The organism is Microcystis sp. M015S2 (genome assembly GCF_020245945.1).
Classification (GTDB): Bacteria; Cyanobacteriota; Cyanobacteriia; order Cyanobacteriales; family Microcystaceae; genus Microcystis.
Map to the genome: position 1 here is coordinate 1 of NZ_JADBTX010000014.1, position 15,165 is coordinate 15,165.

Below are 15,165 nucleotides of genomic sequence, written 5' to 3' on the forward strand. Positions count from 1 at the left end.
GCGATCGTTCAAGCCTTTAGTCAGATTACATTGCGAGACATCCATCACTGGTTTACCCATTGTTGCTATTGCGATACCCCTTTTAAAGAGCCTACCTAGTCATCCATGCTGTACCTCATTCAACTGAAACCCGCTATATTATTTAACTCGCATCTCCACATCTACCCCTCCCGCGACCGAAAGAAAACCTTTACAAGGTCTAGCATTTGCTAACCCTAAACCCACCCAAGAAGAACTTAAAGGCACAGAAATAGAAGCAGAAACTATCAGCAAACTCTTTCCTGGAAGTGAAAAATATCTCGGGACAAACGCAACCTTAGATATATTCAAAAAACAAGCCTTTCGCTTCTCGATTTTACACTTAGGAACTCACGGCTGTTTTGACCTCGCTGGCTGTCCTAATTTGGGTATGCAAGCTAATACTATTCTTTTCGCCAATAAAGAGCAATATAACATCGCTGATGCCGCATTATTAGGCTTAAAAAATACCGAATTAATCACCCTCAGTGCCTGTCAAACCGCCAAGGAAGCCAACGCAGACGGCCAGGAAATTTCAGGACTTGCTTACGTCTTAGAACGAGCCGGTGCTAAATCAGTAATAGCCAGTCTTTGGAATGCTGAAGATAATACCAGTGCCGAAATTATGACCCAATTTTATCAAAATCTCAAGAATGGCATGAGTAAAAGTGAAGCCATGCGACAGGCCAAACTTAGTCAAATTAAAAGCCATCCTTTCTTTTGGTCGCCCTTTATTTTGATTGGGGCTGCTAATTATGAAGAAGGGAGATTCTAATCCAGTACCGCCAGAGATACAGGCTGAAATTGACGCTCTAGCTGCGTCACAAGAGCCTATCCGCACAGAGCTGATCCCGGAGGCCACGGGAGATTGGAGCAAGGCGCAGCGTGGTGTATTTTATAGTCCGCTTAAACAGCAGATCACCCTAAGCCTTGATGCTGACCTGATAGACTGGTTCAAAACCCAGGCCAAACAAGAGGAGGGGTATCAGACCAGTATTAATCGCGCCCTGCGAGAATATGTGGAAACACGGGCAAAAAAATAAACCCCCTCAAGATTGATTGAAGGGGCATTGATGGTATTTTTAGAGGCAATTTAGCCTATTTTTGTGGTTTCTTTTTCGGTGAAGTTGGAGGGTTTTAATTGGCCATTGATAACAATGCCTCTTCTATTGGCTTTGGTAACTCAATAGCATGAAACCGATTCACAGAAAAAGCGTAATCTTCACCCCTTTCATCAATAACCCGAATTAGACCGTTTATTTCTGCTGTCTCATCAGGGATAACGCGGTATATTTTGCCCACCTCTAGTGAAGCTTCGTAGCCTTCATTATTGAGACAAACTGCGAACTTATTTGTTGGAGATGACTCTATTTTCATGGTCAATCTAGAAACGGTAACTTGAGCTTAAATTCTTTTTTGCCGATGCCATGAGCTTCCTACCAATGGACTTCAGCTAACCTTACTATACCATTGGGAAGCTGAACTTGGGCTATGCCCTTTAATTTTCTCCATTTACCTTTGCCATACTGTTTTTGCAACCGTTCCCGATTACGAATTCCTGTTCCTGTGGCAATAATCTCGATATTCGTAATATCGCTGATCATCTCAAAGTCCACGCTCAAGCAAGCAATCTTAAAGAGTGACCCTTAATTATAGCATCTATTGCCAAAAAAGAGATATAAAAAAATCAACCCCCTCAAGATTGATTGAAGGGGCATTTATGGTATTTTTAGAAGCAATTTAGCCGACTTTTATCGTTTACTTTTTAATGGCGATACAATGAAGTTACCACCACTTAATGAAACCTCTATGAGTCTCACCCTTCCCACTGAACTTCTGCAAAGAGTACAAATGACTGAAGCTCAAATGCTCACGGAAATCGCTATCATGCTCTATCAGCAGCAACGTCTTCAATTTGAACAAGCAGCCGAACTAACGGGAATGGCGATCGATGATTTCTACCAATTGCTAGTATCGCGTAATATCCTCACTCCACCTACTGACTCCGACGACGAACCAAAAGAACTCATCCTCACCAGTCTTCGTATTTCTCTTCAGCAAGCTAAAGAGGGCAAAGTACATCCCATCTCTGAACTGTGGGATGGCATAGATGACTGAAGAAATTCCCCATATTAAAATCCTTTTCTCTGATGAATTCAAGGATCGACTTCGCATCCTCGCCAAACGCTATCGGAGCATTCGTACTGATATACAACCCCTAATTGATGACCTTCAGATAGGCAAATTCATCGGCGATAAAATACCAGGAATAGGCTACACTGTCTTTAAAGTTCGCCTCAAAAACAGCGATATTCAAAAGGGCAAAAGTAGCGGCTATCGTGTTGTCTATCAACTTAAAGACAATAGTTGTGTTTTGATGCTCCTCATCTATGCCAAATCTGACCAAACAGACATCCCAGCGCAGCAAATTCAAGACATCATTAATAAGTTTGACAATTTTTAGAAGTATTAATAGATGCCAAAAATAAACCCCCTCAAGATTGATTGAAGGGGCATTTATGGTATTTTTAGAAGCAATTTAGCCGACTTTTGTGGGTTCCTTTTCGCTGGATTGGGAGAGTTTTAGTTTGCGCTTGAGGGTTATCGCCATACTTTCACTCGCCTTATATCAAAATGATAATCATAGCTCCATACTGGTAAATTTAATTGTGTAGATATGATGGCAGTTAAAGCGTCAACAATAGTAATAGTTTGATCGGGAAATTGTCTAGCCTTTTCTATTGCAGCAAAATACTGATCTTCTGTCGGATTTATTAAGTTGGCAGATTCTAAGCAATTTTGTGTGAAATGAGTAGCTTGTTCAAATCCCAATCGATATAAAACCAAGCTGTAAGTTTCTACATACACTGGAAAAGGTATAATAACTGTCAAATTTTCCGCTTCTATACGTCTTAGCTCTGCCTGCGCTCTGCTATGATACTGATCGCTGGTATCTATAGCTCCGTAGAGAGATGTGGTATCGGCAATAATCGCTTTCAAGATTCGAGCTTAGGGTAATTTATGGGATAGAGTAAATTCTGCTAAAACAGCATCATGATTGATGGATGTGTCAGTATAGCTACTTCCTTTCGGTGCGGGGGATAAGTGAAAAGATTTTTTCGGTTTGGCTAAATAGCCTTTGGCAACCAAAAATGATTCTAGGGCTGTTTGTACTGTATCAGAGGAAGATACCTTATGCTCTTGATTGTAGGCAGCTAGAGCATTAATTATAGTGGCGGGTAGCTCAATAGTCATCTGTTGCATAACCAAAATCCTCTTAATTTAGTCATGCCCCGATTATACAATAAACCCCCTCAAGATGACATGAAGGGGGAATTTGTCATATTTTACTGGGCAATTTAGCCAACTTTTGTGGTTTCTTTTTCGTTGGATTTAGATGATTTTATTTGGCGCTTGAGAGTTAAAGCTCCACCGAGTGTGCCGAGGACTGCAAGACCAATAATAGAACTGGGTTCGGGAACAGAAACCGGTGGTGGGGGAGAGGCGTTAGCAGGATTAGAATGAACAAGAATCATTGCAGAAGTTGCCAGGGTAACTCCAGAAATTAAGCCTAAAAATTTACTGGTTTTCTTAGACACTTTCATCAGTTGTTATTTCTCCTTGAGATTTTGGTTGTTCAGACCAATAGTAAAAACATCCCCCCCCCGCGCAGTCTTCTAAGCTACAATTTAATAAATATTTACATTTTTCTCCCTTCAGATTTTGAGGTTTTTGGGGAGTTCAAGAGCTTGAAATTGTACAATAAGGTTGTACAAGTATCCCCTAAAAATCATGTTAAGCAAAGAAACCACTTACTCTCAGGCGAGAATGAATTTAGCTAGTCTCTTAGATCAGGTGTGTGACGAATCCCAAATTATCGTCATTAAGCGTCGCAATCAGAAAAATGTGGCCTTAATTGCTGAAGATGAGCTTTCCAGTTTATTAGAGTGTGTTTATTTATTGCGATCGCCAGAAAATGCCCAGCGCTTATTTCGCTCTTTAGCATGGACCCAGACAGAAGATGCAACTCCTCAAACATTAGCTGAATTGAAAGAGGAGTTAGGAATTGAGTCCTAAAAGAGAAAATAAGCCAGATAAACCTCAAAACAGTCCTATTCATGGTTATTTGCCCGTTTTTAGTCCTGATTTCAAAGCAGATTTAGCTTGGTGGTATCGGAACGAACCGAAAAAAGGCGATAAAATTTTAGACTTAGTGGCAGATATTTTGGATGGCGATCCGTTTACAGGATTGGGTAAACCCGAACCTCTTAAGTATATTGCTGCCGACACTTGGTCACGACGGATCGACTTAGAGCATCGTTTGGTTTATAAAGTCACAGGAAATAAGGTTTATTTTTTACAAGCTCGTTATCATTATCAATCAGGCTAAACTCAGACAAACCCATTAAGAACTGTTACAGGAGAAAGGGGACAAAGAACGTAGAGGGGGACAGTGAAACAACAAACATTTTCTACTCCAAGTCTGTAGCCTAAGCTACAATTTAATAAATATCTACATTCCTCCTTTCTCCCGTCGATCCTAGACATCATTCTAAAAGTCGGCACTTAAAGGGGTACGGGGGAAAGGAATCACATCGCGAATATTGGTCATTCCCGTCATGAATTGTACCAGACGCTCGAATCCTAAACCAAAACCGGCGTGGGGAACGGAACCGTAGCGACGCAGGTCTAAATACCACCACAAATCATCGGGATTCATTCCCTGTTCCTGCATTCTTTGGATTAATACATCTAATCGTTCTTCCCGTTGGGAACCGCCGATAATTTCGCCGATCTTGGGCGCTAAAATATCCATAGCGGAAACAGTTTTATTATTGTCATCTAGACGCATATAAAAAGCTTTGATTGTCTTGGGATAATTGGTGACAATCACGGGTTTTTTAAATAGTTCCTCCGCTAGATAACGTTCGTGTTCTGACTGTAGATCTACGCCCCATTCTACTGGAAACTCGAACTGACGATCAGCTTTTTCTAATAACTCGATCGCTTCGCTGTAGGTAATCCGGCCAAACTCACTATTAACGATATTCTCGGCCGTACTTAACACCGTTTTATCGATACGTTCGTTAAAAAACTGCAAATCTTCGGGACAATTTTCTAAAACGAATTTAAAGATATATTTCAGAAAAGCTTCAGCTAAATCCTGATCTCCTTCCAAGTCACAAAAAGCCATTTCCGGTTCCACCATCCAAAACTCGGCCAGATGACGGGAAGTATTAGAATTTTCGGCGCGAAAAGTCGGGCCAAAAGTGTAAACATTAGATAAAGCCATGGCCATTACTTCCGCTTGTAATTGTCCACTGACGGTTAAATAGGCCCGTTTACCAAAGAAATCCTCGGCAAAATTGGCGGGTTTTTTTAAATCTAAACTGGTGACAGTAAATAATTCTCCCGCACCTTCGCAGTCGTTAGCGGTAATAATGGGAGTATGTACCCAAATAAAGCCCTTTTCTTGGAAAAAAGTGTGGATAGCGGTAGCGCAAGCGTTTCTAACCCGCATTACTGCTCCTAGTGTGTTGGTTCTTGCTCGCAGATGGGCAATGGTTCTTAGGAATTCAAAGGAATGACGTTTCTTTTGTAGGGGATAATCCGCAGGACAGTCACCATAAAGGGTGATTTCGGCCGCTTTTAACTCGATATTTTGCCCTTTACCCGGGGAAGGAACCAAATTTCCCGAAACAGCGATCGCCGCTCCTGTACTAATTGCCTTTAGTACATTTTCGTAATCGGGTAAAGTCGGTTCGAGGATAACTTGTAAGTTGGCCAGGGATGAGCCATCATTAACTTCCAGGAAAGTAAATTCTTTTAATTCTCGTTTTGTTCTCACCCAACCCTGCACGGTGACGGATTGATCCGGTTGTCCTGTCTGAAAGATTTCCTTGATTCTGGTAGTCATCGCTTATCCCTATGTTAGAACCAAAGAGTATTTTAGAATGGAAAGTTCAGATCAGGCTAAAATCAATCTCGAACAGGTCGCATGGTTCTGGTGGAAAAATTATTAAGTAAGCCCAAAAGCCGTAAATTAGCGATTTTTCTGGCTTTTATCGGTAGTATTCTCGCTTTACCCTTTCCTATCGCCGGTATTCATAAATTCTATCTCGGTCAACCTCTCTGGGGAATTATTTATCTTCTGCTTTGGCAAACTCCGATTCCCCGGGTAGCTTGCGCGATCGATGCAGTGTGGTATTTAATCCAAGATAACCAATTTTTCGCTAACTATTTTCCCACTGCCACCGCTGCTGCCACTGTCCCCAGTTTAGAGCCTAAACAAGTAGAGGCGATCGGGGCAGCTTTAAGGGAATTAGAGCGCCTCCGGCAAGAAGGATTAATTTCTGAGTACGAATTTGAAGAAAAACGGCGACAACTACTATAATGACACCGCAAAACTGGTTAGGACGCACTTTTAACCCTTTAAAAGCCAAAATTAGCAATGATCCCTATTATCGCTTTCGTTCCCTTGATGAGATCGCTATGGCGGCACAATTGGGCATTAAAATTAATGTCAGTCAAGCGGGTGTGGATGATTGGCTGCGATTGCCGGGGATATCCATCCATCAAGCGCGGATGTTGGTGGAATTGCTGGGTATGGGGGTAGAATTGCTTTGTCTCGAAGATCTAGCGGCTGCTTTGAGTGTTCCTGTGGCTAGATTGAAAGCTTGGGAACCGATTCTAGAATTTGCCTATTATAATCCCGAAAGTCACCTCGCACCCCCTAAAATCAATCCTAACACTGCCTCGATCGAGCAGTTAACCACCCTGCCCCTAATCAGCGATAATTTGGCAGCTGCCATTATTAAAAGCAGAGAAGAACAGGGATTATTTAAGAATATTGTGGATTTTAAAGGGCGTTTATCCCTAGACGCTCAGGAAATCTCCCAATTAATGCACTTTTTCCAGTTTTAATCCCAAATTTTAACGAAGGCAGCAGGAAGGTTTTAGGTGTTGGGGGTTGGGGTTTTGGGGTTTTAGTTCAATTTCCCCAGTTCCCCACTTCCCCACTTCCCCCCGCAACGCGCACGCAGTGACCACCCCACAGGTCACTTTTTCAGTAAACCCTAAATGTCTTCAGATTCCGACCCATCACTAGGGGGAACTAGGGCGACAGCAGCGATCGCATCGTCCTCATCGAGTTTTTGTACCCGGATGCCTCCGGCCGATCGGGATTGGGGAGTAATAGCATCGACGGATTGACGGATAATAATACCCCGTTCGGTGATAATCATAAATTCCTCGTTGGGGTTAACAACGTGCAGAGCCGCTAATTTATCGTTCTTTTTGCGGAATTTAATCACTCTGACTCCTAATCCCGCCCGATTTTGCAGCCGGAGGAGGGTAACGGGAACCCGTTTTCCTAGTCCTGCCATGGTAATCGCTAACACCCAGGGGCCATTATTAGCCACTTCGGGGTTAATTTCTTCGCTTTCGTCCTCGGTTTCTTCTTGGTTAGATTCAGCGATTTGGGCGACAATTTGACTAGGCAGGATGTCCATACTAATTAATTCGTCACCTGAGCGCAATTTCATCGATTTTACGCCTTTAGTTGCCCTGCCCAAGGAGCGCAATTGTTGACTATCGGCCTTAAAATGAATTGCCATCCCCTGACGAGAACCGATAATGACGCTGTCTTCCTCTTTGGCCAAGCGAACCCAACGGAGTTGATCACCGTCTTCGAGAGAAATGGCGATTAAACCGTTCGATCGAATATTACTAAAGGCAGCGAGGGCGGTTTTCTTGATAAATCCCTTTTGTGTGAGCATAATCAGGTAATTATCCTCGCTGAACTCGCTGACTGCCACCACCGAGGTGATTTTCTCCCCTTTGGGAATCTCTAACAGTTGCACGATGGGAACCCCGCGAGCGGTACGCGAACCGGTGGGGATATGATAGGCATTGAGACTATAGACAACCCCGCGATCGGTGAAAAAGAGGACGCTATCGTGATCGCGGCAGGTGATAAAGTGATCGATGCCGTCGTCTTCTTTCATTTTTGCCCCAGCTTTGCCCCTTGTTGCCCGATTTTGGGACTCAAAGGTATTAACGGGCATTCTTTTGATGTAACCCTGTTCGGTGACGAGAATTAAGGCCTGTTCGTTGGCAATCAGGTCAGTTTCGGCGATTTCTCCTTCCCGTTGTTCAATATGAGTGCGACGGGGGGTAGCGTGAATCGTTTTGATCTGTTGCAGTTCTTCCTCGATAATGCTGTCGATCCGTTCTTTTTTGGCTAAAATATCCTGAAGATCGCCGATTTTTGTCAGTAATTCCCCGTGTTCTTGCTGAATTTTCTCCGATTCTAGGGCGGTTAACCGTCGCAGCTGCATTTGTAGGATTGCGTCCGCTTGCACCTCTGAAAGACCAAAATTCTGCACTAATCCCTCTTTTGCACTAGCTGTGTCGGCAGCACTGCGAATCAGGGCAATGACTGCATCGAGACTAGCGAGGGCAATTAGTAAACCCTGAAGGATATGATCCCTTTCCTCGGCCTTGCGGAGTTCATAACGGGTACGACGGGTGATCACTTCTACCCGAAAATCGAGGAAAACGCGGAGAAACTCCCTTAAAGTCAGTAATCTCGGTTCGTTATCGACTAATGCCAACATATTTGCCCCAAAATTCGACTGGAGGGGCGTTTGTTTATAAAGATTGTTGAGGACGACGCGAGGATAGGCATCCCGTTTCAGTTCGATCACCACCCGGATGCCGTCGCGATCGCTTTCGTCCCGCACATCGGAAATACCGTCTATTTTGCGATCGTTGACCAAATCGGCGATTTTTTCGATTAATGCCGCTTTATTGGTTTGATAGGGCAGTTCGGTGATAATAATCGCATCTCGATCGGGTCTTCCCCTTTGTTCGATAGTTTCAATGGTAGCGACTCCCCGCAGAGTAATGGAACCGCGGCCGGTGGTGTAAGCTTCCTGAATGCCGTCTCTGCCAAGGATATGCCCCCCGGTGGGAAAGTCCGGCCCCGGGATATAACGCTGTAATTCCGTATCGGTGAGATCGGGGTTATGGATGAGGGCAACGGTTCCATCGATAATCTCGGCCAGGTTGTGGGGGGGGATATTGGTGGCCATACCGACGGCGATGCCGGATGAGCCATTAATTAGCAGTTGCGGGACTCTAGAGGGTAAAACCACGGGTTCCTGTTGGGAACCATCGAAGTTATCGGCAAAATCGACCGTTTCTGACTCGATATCCTGTAGTAGGGCGTTGGTGGCCAGGGTGTGCAGACGACACTCGGTATAACGCATGGCCGCCGGGGGATCGTTATCGATCGATCCGAAGTTACCATGACCGTTAATCAGGGGATCGCGCATGGAGAAATCCTGGGCCATGCGGACGAGAGCATCGTAAACAGCAGTATCCCCGTGGGGATGGTATTTTCCTAATACTTCCCCGACGACTCTAGCGCATTTGCGGAAGGGGCGATCGGGGGTTAATCCTAGTTCGTACATCGCATAAAGAATGCGCCGGTGTACGGGTTTCAGTCCGTCCCTAGCGTCGGGCAAGGCGCGCCCGACGATGACGCTCATGGCGTATTCTAGATAGGAACGGGACATTTCATTGCTTAAGTCTGTGGGGACGACATGATCCTGGGCGGCGGTCATAGGGGGGTTAACTCCAATAACAAGGCAAAAAAAGCGTTTTTGTGATTAAATTCGCTAAAAGTCGGGTTTTTACCCTTTTGATGTGCAGAATATGCCCATTTGTAGGACTATTTTACCATAAAATCCCTCTTTTTTGGGGTTTAGAACAGTGCCAAGTCAGTAGTGATCGCAGATACCTTGGCTGGGATGGACGGGTTAATGGTTTGCTATCCTCTTGACAGAGATTGCAGAAAGTCGAGAAGATCTTTAAAAGAAGGACAACAAGTGGCACAAAGTTCTAAATTTAGCTTTTGGGCTAGTTCAAGATTCATGTTGGTACTATAACGGGGTTTTCTATTTTCACCGATTGACAATTTGATCAATTCTTCTTTCGGTTTGATAATTAGGTGAGGGTTTGGGTGAGCTTTTCCCTTGCCTCGTCCCACATATTTAACAACTTCTGGATCAGACCAAAACCAAGCCTCTAGTTCTTCTATTGGTATGCAGATATATTTCCTGATACCATTAATATTAGAACAGCTTAATTCTAAGTGATCTCGCAATTGTTTTTCATCGTTAAGAGAGTTATTCTTGGGATTACGATCTAAATCATGAACAATGATAAAAGCATCACATCCTTCCCTTGTCATCACTTTAAGTTTTGCTGACAGTTTTCTCTTTAATGTACTAGAGGATTTAGATGCCCAAGATTTTGTCCTAGTATTTGTCCCCAGCACGCGATGGATAATTTGACGAAACACATCGCAGTCCGTCTCATCTTCGGCAATTATGGCGATCAAGTTACTACTCATCGAGAATACCACTGTAAATCCAGTCTCCTAAATCTCCTTCTTCACAGAGGTACTCGACAACTTTTTCAATCTCTCCTTCTTCTAGTTTCCTAACACTTGTCCGTCCCTGGTTACGATAAACTAAGCTAATATTTTCTGGCTTTGTCCAAGCTACTACTTGTGGTGAATGAGTTGATATAATTAAATTTTCAGCCCAAGTATAGGATTTAATTTCATTTAATAATTTTGCTAACATTGCGGGATGTATTTGTGTTTCTGGCTCCTCAATTATGGTTGTTGCATTAGGATAGTGAGCAATTATTTCGATCAGAATTGATAAAACTCGCAAGGTGCCATCGGAGAGTAATCCAATATTGACTCCATCTAATAATACTGAAGCGATGTACTCTTCGTCTTTATCCTGGCCTGTCTGTCCAGAATGCTCACTCAAAACGAACTTCTGCACAGTGATTTTCTTGGCAAGTCTTATTCGTTGACAAACATTTTCTAGTTCATCAAAATCATCCGTACCCACCCAACGAAATATTCTCCGAGCTAGAGTATCTGCTAGATCAAATCGACTGGCAGAAATCTTCTTACTTGTCACCTTTAATAAAGAAGGCTGTCGTCTTGATGTGCGACGGATAGGAGCTTTGCCAAGAAGACGAATCCCTTTTAAAATAGCATAAACCCACTGCATTTCTGGAGGTAAATTTAGCGATGAATTTCCAGGTATATTTGACTGTCGCAGCGAGGTAGTATTGCCAAGAATAGCAAATATTGGCTCACCATTATTATTAAAGCTTGTTAGTCCAAATTCGGTTTTCCAGAGAAGTTCTTGATCTCCATCAATATACTGACAAGAATCATTCCAAGAAAAGGAATTTTCCAAGGAATTATCGTTAGTGGTATCATCTATGTCTGTATCTAGATCGTCCATAGAAAAGGGGATGATTAGCTCATACCTGTATCCTAAGCGCCGGTTAGTCGGTGTTAGAATTTCAACCTGCAAAATTGAGGGAATGCTATCACTATCAATCATCCGAGAGCCGATCGATCTACCGATAGCACAGGATGAGATGGCTTCAAATCCTTCTAGGATAGCGGATTTCCCCGCACCGTTTCTCCCCACTAATACCCCAACTTGGTTAACTAGGGATAGGGAAACTGGACCACCTAGCACACCCCAACCATCGAGGGTAAAAGATAATAGTCTAGGCTGGTTCATATTAAAACAATTCTAGTTTTTGGGACTATACAGGGCTTTATTAGTTAATTATATCCAATCTATCTGATCTTCCCTCAGTTTTCTGGGCTGGTGGCTGGCGATCGCAGATGAAGACCACTTTTAGCAGTTTTTCCCTCGATAATTTAGGATAAAATAAAAATGCGATCAAGAGTTAATATTATGGACTGATCGGCAGCTCGAGAATCGATGATAATTGAGATTAATGATCCCTTAACTCCAGCGAAGACTATTAACCTGATTTTCCCAGCGCAAAAATTCCCCCAAAATGCTTACTTCTCTCCTCTGGCAAAGTGCCAATCCCAACCCCGATAATCTGGAGAATTTCCAAATTATTAGCCAATGGTGGCAAGATTTAAATCTTAAGGAAGTCTTCTGGCAACAGCGTTTAATTCCCGATACTGGCTCTCTGGAAGATATTAATTGGGAGCAGCAAGGTTTTGATGAAAAATTTAGCATTCAAATGCCCCAAATTCGGGGGATTACCCTCTATTGGCATAAATCTACTTTTGCTGACGAAAGAAGCATGACACCTAAACAATTAATTTTAGATCGGGAACAGGAGCGATTATACATTTATCCCCAATCCCAAGCTAGTTTAGTTATTCGGGTGACGAAACCACATCTAGTTTATCAAAAATTCGAGCTAAAAAATCCTCTCCTAGTCGGCAAAAAAGCGGAAAGTGAATATATTTTACTGTTCAGGGATAAAGAACAGCAAATAGAAGTTAAAATTAATCTCAGTCCTGAAAATTATCGGCAATTTCTAGAAACCATGACTGAGGATCAATAAATAATGTGGCAGGGAAACCTAGAACTAATTTACACGCAAAAAAATCTCGCAACCCAGATTAATCACGTCTATGCTACCGCCCCTTTAAAAGTACAAAGACCCTTTTATCCCGAAGGAAAAAACCTTTGTCATACGGTGATTTTACACACGGCGGGGGGAATAGTTGGTGGTGATGTTCTGCGACAAAAAATTCATCTCCAAGCCGCTACTAATGCCCTGATTACCACTGCTTCTGCTGGAAAAGTTTACCAGAGTAATGGTCAGATAGCCCAGCAATTCATCGAGATTAAAATCGATGACAATGCCAGTTTAGAATGGCTACCTCAAGAAACAATTATCTTTAATGGTGCAGCATTTCGCCAACATTTGCGAGTGGATTTAGGGGAAAATAGCAGTTGGTTGGGATGGGAAATTACCCGTTTTGGTCGTAGTGCGCGAGGCGAGAAATTTTTAGCGGGAGAATGGCATTCTAATTGGGAAATTTGGCGATCAGGAGAACCTTTGTGGCTTGATCGCTCCTTCCTGTTGGGTGGTAAAATGATCGAGGGATTTTCCGGTTTAAATGATAGCGCCCTGATCGGTACATTGGTTTATATCGGTCAACCAGTGGGAAGAAATTTAATTGAGAAAGTGAGAGATTTTTCCCTAGAAGGAGAGAGGGGAGTTACTAGCACTTTAGGAGATGGTCTTTTATGTCGTTATCGGGGTAATTCTAGCGGTGAAGTGCGACAATGGTTTCAGCAGGTTTGGCAAATTTTAAGGCGAGAAATGAGCGATAGAGAGGCAATTATTCCGCGAGTTTGGTTATCTTGGTGAAGGCGGTTAATTATCATTTTTTCAAGTCACTTGAATGCCTGTATCGGTGATTGGGGCTATCCAAAATTGTAGATCGGGAGCGACGAGAATTTCCCGGGCCTCTTTAACAATAGTTTCCGCCACTTCCTGAGATGAACAGAGAGTAAAAACCGTTGGACCAGAGCCTGACATCATCGTTCCCAAGCCGCCTAAATCCCCTAGAACCTGTCTTAACTCGGCTACGAGGGGAAATTCGGGTAAAACCACCTTTTCGAGGTCATTGTGGATAAATTTGCCGATAGCGGCCGGTTTTTTCTGGGCGATCGCTTGTACCAAAGCCCCGGAACTCACCTGCTGACGACGGTGATGAAATTCCTCTGGAGAAGACAGATAGGTATCCTGAAATTTTTGCCGATAGCTTTGGTAGGCCCAGGGTGTAGAAACGGATAAATGATCGTATTTGGCTAAAATCACCCATAATCCGGTCAGAGGAGCGATAGGATCGAGAATTTCTCCCCTTCCCGTACAGATAACCGTTCCTCCTGTCACACAAAAGGAAGTATCGGAGCCCAATCTTGCCGCTAAAGTTTCTAATTCCGGACGGGTTAAGCCTAATTCCCAGATTAAATCGATACCGACTAACACCGCCGCCGCGTTGGTGGACCCCCCCGCTAAACCGGCAGCCACGGGAATATATTTGTCGATGCTGATATCGATGCCGCCGTAATTAGCAAAGATGCGGGGGAATTCCCTCGCCATCAAAGTGGCAGCCCGATGGGCGAGATTACTGCTATCTTGGGGGACGAGGGGATGATGGCAAAAGAGACGGAATTCCTGCAATCCGTTGGGCCGGAGAGTGATGCGATCGCATAATGCCACCGTCTGCATCACCATGACTAACTCGTGGAAACCATCAGGGCGATCGCCAACGATTTCTAGATATAAATTAATTTTAGCGGGGGCTAGAAGGGTATAACTGTGCATTTGTCAAGGAAAAAAATCTAAAATTTTGGCAATTGACCTAATTTTTCCGCCAAGTCAATCCATTGCGATAAACTGAGATCTTCGGCGCGAGCGAGGGGATTAATTTCTAATTGTGTCAGGATTTGGCTTAATCGATCGCTATCCAGACAATTTTTTAGATTATTGCGTAACATTTTGCGCCGGTTGGCAAAACCCCAGCTAATTAAAGTGGACAAAAAGGCAGCATTACTGACATTATTCGGCAAAACACGAGGTAAAAGCTGAATTACCGCCGAATCCACCTGGGGAGGTGGCGAAAAGGCCCGCCGGGGTACATCACAAATCCATTGACAATCGGCAAGGTATTGAATGCGGACGCTCAAAGCGCTGTAAGCTTTGGTGGAGGGGACAGCGACTAATCTTTCGGCGACTTCTTTCTGGACTAAGAGGGTAATACTCTGGTACGGGGGGGTGAAGGGATGGGCGATCGAACCGAGCAGCTTTTCTAGGATCGGACCGGTGATATTATAGGGGATATTAGCCACTACTTTATTAACTGGCGGCAGTTGCTCCGGTTTAAGGCTAAGAAAGTCGCCCGGGATGAGATCAAAGTTATCTTGTTGGCCGAATTTTTTATTTAAAATTGTCCATAGATCTCGATCGATTTCTACAGCGACAACCAATTGAGCTCCATCGAGAAGACGACGGGTTAAAATGCCTGTACCCGGTCCGATTTCTAATACCCGATCCTCTGATTGTAAATTAGCAGCGCCGATGATGCGATCGAGTATCGATTCATCTTTTAACCAATGTTGTCCAAAACGTTTACGCGGTTGAATTTTCATACCTCTATTTTAAAATCAGAGGGTTGTCCTCGACAATAACACCCCTGAAAATATAGGCCATGCGATCGATAACCGCATCAATTATGATAGAGCCTAGGCAAAGATA

At 43.6% G+C, this 15,165-nt stretch carries 20 protein-coding genes and 1 pseudogene; 10 read left to right on the forward strand and 11 right to left on the reverse strand.

Annotation, left to right across the window (positions count from 1 at the left end; all coding sequences use genetic code 11):
- Nucleotides 1-130: 130 nt before the first annotated feature.
- Both IM473_RS02410 and IM473_RS02415 read left to right on the forward strand, forming a co-directional pair.
- Nucleotides 131-793: pseudogene (locus IM473_RS02410) on the forward strand (CHAT domain-containing protein); the annotation flags it as partial.
- Nucleotides 774-1,061 (forward strand): BrnA antitoxin family protein, encoded by a 288-nt coding sequence (locus IM473_RS02415; RefSeq protein WP_287659565.1) that lies wholly within the window; start codon nt 774-776, stop codon nt 1,059-1,061. The pseudogene IM473_RS02410 and the gene IM473_RS02415, both read left to right, overlap by 20 nt.
- Before the next feature lie 94 nt (nt 1,062-1,155).
- Here the strand turns inward: IM473_RS02415 and IM473_RS02420 are convergent, their stop codons facing one another.
- Nucleotides 1,156-1,395, reverse strand: a complete 240-nt coding sequence (locus IM473_RS02420) for a hypothetical protein (protein ID WP_287659566.1) — start codon at nt 1,393-1,395, stop codon at nt 1,156-1,158.
- Nucleotides 1,396-1,454: 59 nt separating this feature from the next.
- Nucleotides 1,455-1,634, reverse strand: a complete 180-nt coding sequence (locus IM473_RS02425) for a hypothetical protein (RefSeq protein ID WP_287659592.1) — start codon at nt 1,632-1,634, stop codon at nt 1,455-1,457.
- A gap of 163 nt (nt 1,635-1,797) precedes the next feature.
- Here IM473_RS02425 and IM473_RS02430 point away from each other — a divergent pair, with 163 nt between their 5' ends.
- Entirely contained in the window at nt 1,798-2,136 is a 339-nt protein-coding gene (locus tag IM473_RS02430; protein WP_287659567.1) for a UPF0175 family protein, read from the forward strand.
- Complete coding sequence (locus IM473_RS02435) at nt 2,129-2,482, forward strand: type II toxin-antitoxin system RelE/ParE family toxin (protein WP_287659568.1); 354 nt, start codon at nt 2,129-2,131, stop codon at nt 2,480-2,482. Before IM473_RS02430 ends, IM473_RS02435 begins: the two co-directional genes overlap by 8 nt.
- Before the next feature lie 137 nt (nt 2,483-2,619).
- Here the strand turns inward: IM473_RS02435 and IM473_RS02440 are convergent, their stop codons facing one another.
- From IM473_RS02440 to IM473_RS22655, 3 genes are all read right to left on the reverse strand, one after another.
- Nucleotides 2,620-3,018 (reverse strand): type II toxin-antitoxin system VapC family toxin, encoded by a 399-nt coding sequence (locus tag IM473_RS02440; RefSeq protein ID WP_287659569.1) that lies wholly within the window; start codon nt 3,016-3,018, stop codon nt 2,620-2,622.
- Between the two features lie 9 nt (nt 3,019-3,027).
- Nucleotides 3,028-3,282 (reverse strand): hypothetical protein, encoded by a 255-nt coding sequence (locus IM473_RS02445; RefSeq protein ID WP_024969944.1) that lies wholly within the window; start codon nt 3,280-3,282, stop codon nt 3,028-3,030.
- 95 nt (nt 3,283-3,377) lie between these two features.
- A complete protein-coding gene (locus IM473_RS22655) occupies nt 3,378-3,623 on the reverse strand; it encodes a PEP-CTERM sorting domain-containing protein (RefSeq protein ID WP_407069743.1) in 246 nt (81 codons plus the stop codon).
- A gap of 187 nt (nt 3,624-3,810) precedes the next feature.
- Here IM473_RS22655 and IM473_RS02455 point away from each other — a divergent pair, with 187 nt between their 5' ends.
- Entirely contained in the window at nt 3,811-4,095 is a 285-nt protein-coding gene (locus IM473_RS02455) for a type II toxin-antitoxin system Phd/YefM family antitoxin (protein WP_002763754.1), read from the forward strand.
- Entirely contained in the window at nt 4,085-4,408 is a 324-nt protein-coding gene (locus IM473_RS02460; RefSeq protein WP_287659570.1) for a Txe/YoeB family addiction module toxin, read from the forward strand. Before IM473_RS02455 ends, IM473_RS02460 begins: the two co-directional genes overlap by 11 nt.
- A 162-nt stretch (nt 4,409-4,570) precedes the next feature.
- Here the strand turns inward: IM473_RS02460 and asnS are convergent, their stop codons facing one another.
- A complete protein-coding gene (gene asnS / locus IM473_RS02465; protein WP_287659571.1) occupies nt 4,571-5,935 on the reverse strand; it encodes an asparagine--tRNA ligase in 1,365 nt (454 codons plus the stop codon).
- Between the two features lie 81 nt (nt 5,936-6,016).
- Here asnS and IM473_RS02470 point away from each other — a divergent pair, with 81 nt between their 5' ends.
- Both IM473_RS02470 and IM473_RS02475 read left to right on the forward strand, forming a co-directional pair.
- The gene (locus IM473_RS02470) at nt 6,017-6,412 is read left to right on the forward strand and encodes an NINE protein (RefSeq protein ID WP_287659572.1); all 396 of its coding nucleotides are present in this window, start codon (nt 6,017-6,019) and stop codon (nt 6,410-6,412) included.
- The gene (locus IM473_RS02475; RefSeq protein WP_287659573.1) at nt 6,412-6,942 is read left to right on the forward strand and encodes a ComEA family DNA-binding protein; all 531 of its coding nucleotides are present in this window, start codon (nt 6,412-6,414) and stop codon (nt 6,940-6,942) included. Before IM473_RS02470 ends, IM473_RS02475 begins: the two co-directional genes overlap by 1 nt.
- A 152-nt stretch (nt 6,943-7,094) precedes the next feature.
- Here the strand turns inward: IM473_RS02475 and gyrA are convergent, their stop codons facing one another.
- The 3 genes from gyrA to IM473_RS02490 all read right to left on the reverse strand — a co-directional run bounded on the left by gyrA (nt 7,095) and on the right by IM473_RS02490 (nt 11,645).
- Nucleotides 7,095-9,647: a DNA gyrase subunit A gene (gene gyrA, locus IM473_RS02480; RefSeq protein WP_287659574.1), complete on the reverse strand. Its 2,553-nt coding sequence runs from the start codon at nt 9,645-9,647 to the stop codon at nt 7,095-7,097.
- A 206-nt stretch (nt 9,648-9,853) separates the two neighbouring features.
- Nucleotides 9,854-10,438, reverse strand: a complete 585-nt coding sequence (locus IM473_RS02485) for a DUF4276 family protein (protein ID WP_002777835.1) — start codon at nt 10,436-10,438, stop codon at nt 9,854-9,856.
- Entirely contained in the window at nt 10,431-11,645 is a 1,215-nt protein-coding gene (locus IM473_RS02490) for an AAA family ATPase (RefSeq protein WP_002797792.1), read from the reverse strand. The genes IM473_RS02485 and IM473_RS02490 overlap by 8 nt, the downstream gene beginning before the upstream one ends.
- A 286-nt stretch (nt 11,646-11,931) precedes the next feature.
- Between IM473_RS02490 and IM473_RS02495 the strand changes: the two genes are divergently transcribed.
- Together IM473_RS02495 and IM473_RS02500 are read left to right on the forward strand one after the other, a co-directional pair.
- On the forward strand, nt 11,932-12,456 hold the full coding sequence (locus IM473_RS02495) for a hypothetical protein (RefSeq protein WP_287659575.1): 525 nt from the start codon (nt 11,932-11,934) through the stop codon (nt 12,454-12,456).
- A gap of 3 nt (nt 12,457-12,459) precedes the next feature.
- A complete protein-coding gene (locus IM473_RS02500; RefSeq protein WP_287659576.1) occupies nt 12,460-13,272 on the forward strand; it encodes an urease accessory protein UreD in 813 nt (270 codons plus the stop codon).
- A 21-nt stretch (nt 13,273-13,293) separates the two neighbouring features.
- Here the strand turns inward: IM473_RS02500 and ispE are convergent, their stop codons facing one another.
- Together ispE and rsmA are read right to left on the reverse strand one after the other, a co-directional pair.
- A complete protein-coding gene (gene ispE, locus IM473_RS02505) occupies nt 13,294-14,235 on the reverse strand; it encodes a 4-(cytidine 5'-diphospho)-2-C-methyl-D-erythritol kinase (protein ID WP_061431700.1) in 942 nt (313 codons plus the stop codon).
- 17 nt (nt 14,236-14,252) lie between these two features.
- Nucleotides 14,253-15,059 carry a 16S rRNA (adenine(1518)-N(6)/adenine(1519)-N(6))-dimethyltransferase RsmA gene (rsmA, locus tag IM473_RS02510; protein ID WP_287659577.1) on the reverse strand — a complete coding sequence of 269 codons (807 nt, stop codon included), beginning with the start codon at nt 15,057-15,059 and terminating at the stop codon, nt 14,253-14,255.
- Nucleotides 15,060-15,165 lie beyond the last annotated feature (106 nt).

What these genes read in the sequence shown, in the direction of transcription:
- IM473_RS02490 (WP_002797792.1), bottom strand. Translation starts at nt 11,645, where the DNA reads ATGAACCAGCCTAGACTATTATCTTTTACCCTCGATGGTTGGGGTGTG.
- IM473_RS02470 (WP_287659572.1), top strand. Translation starts at nt 6,017, where the DNA reads ATGGTTCTGGTGGAAAAATTATTAAGTAAGCCCAAAAGCCGTAAATTA.
- IM473_RS02415 (WP_287659565.1), top strand. Translation starts at nt 774, where the DNA reads ATGAAGAAGGGAGATTCTAATCCAGTACCGCCAGAGATACAGGCTGAA.
- ispE (WP_061431700.1), bottom strand. Translation starts at nt 14,235, where the DNA reads ATGCACAGTTATACCCTTCTAGCCCCCGCTAAAATTAATTTATATCTA.
- IM473_RS02420 (WP_287659566.1), bottom strand. Translation starts at nt 1,395, where the DNA reads ATGAAAATAGAGTCATCTCCAACAAATAAGTTCGCAGTTTGTCTCAAT.
- IM473_RS22655 (WP_407069743.1), bottom strand. Translation starts at nt 3,623, where the DNA reads ATGAAAGTGTCTAAGAAAACCAGTAAATTTTTAGGCTTAATTTCTGGA.
- IM473_RS02485 (WP_002777835.1), bottom strand. Translation starts at nt 10,438, where the DNA reads ATGAGTAGTAACTTGATCGCCATAATTGCCGAAGATGAGACGGACTGC.
- IM473_RS02455 (WP_002763754.1), top strand. Translation starts at nt 3,811, where the DNA reads ATGTTAAGCAAAGAAACCACTTACTCTCAGGCGAGAATGAATTTAGCT.
- IM473_RS02430 (WP_287659567.1), top strand. Translation starts at nt 1,798, where the DNA reads ATGAAGTTACCACCACTTAATGAAACCTCTATGAGTCTCACCCTTCCC.
- IM473_RS02500 (WP_287659576.1), top strand. Translation starts at nt 12,460, where the DNA reads ATGTGGCAGGGAAACCTAGAACTAATTTACACGCAAAAAAATCTCGCA.
- gyrA (WP_287659574.1), bottom strand. Translation starts at nt 9,647, where the DNA reads ATGACCGCCGCCCAGGATCATGTCGTCCCCACAGACTTAAGCAATGAA.
- asnS (WP_287659571.1), bottom strand. Translation starts at nt 5,935, where the DNA reads ATGACTACCAGAATCAAGGAAATCTTTCAGACAGGACAACCGGATCAA.
- IM473_RS02475 (WP_287659573.1), top strand. Translation starts at nt 6,412, where the DNA reads ATGACACCGCAAAACTGGTTAGGACGCACTTTTAACCCTTTAAAAGCC.
- IM473_RS02435 (WP_287659568.1), top strand. Translation starts at nt 2,129, where the DNA reads ATGACTGAAGAAATTCCCCATATTAAAATCCTTTTCTCTGATGAATTC.
- rsmA (WP_287659577.1), bottom strand. Translation starts at nt 15,059, where the DNA reads ATGAAAATTCAACCGCGTAAACGTTTTGGACAACATTGGTTAAAAGAT.
- IM473_RS02495 (WP_287659575.1), top strand. Translation starts at nt 11,932, where the DNA reads ATGCTTACTTCTCTCCTCTGGCAAAGTGCCAATCCCAACCCCGATAAT.
- IM473_RS02445 (WP_024969944.1), bottom strand. Translation starts at nt 3,282, where the DNA reads ATGCAACAGATGACTATTGAGCTACCCGCCACTATAATTAATGCTCTA.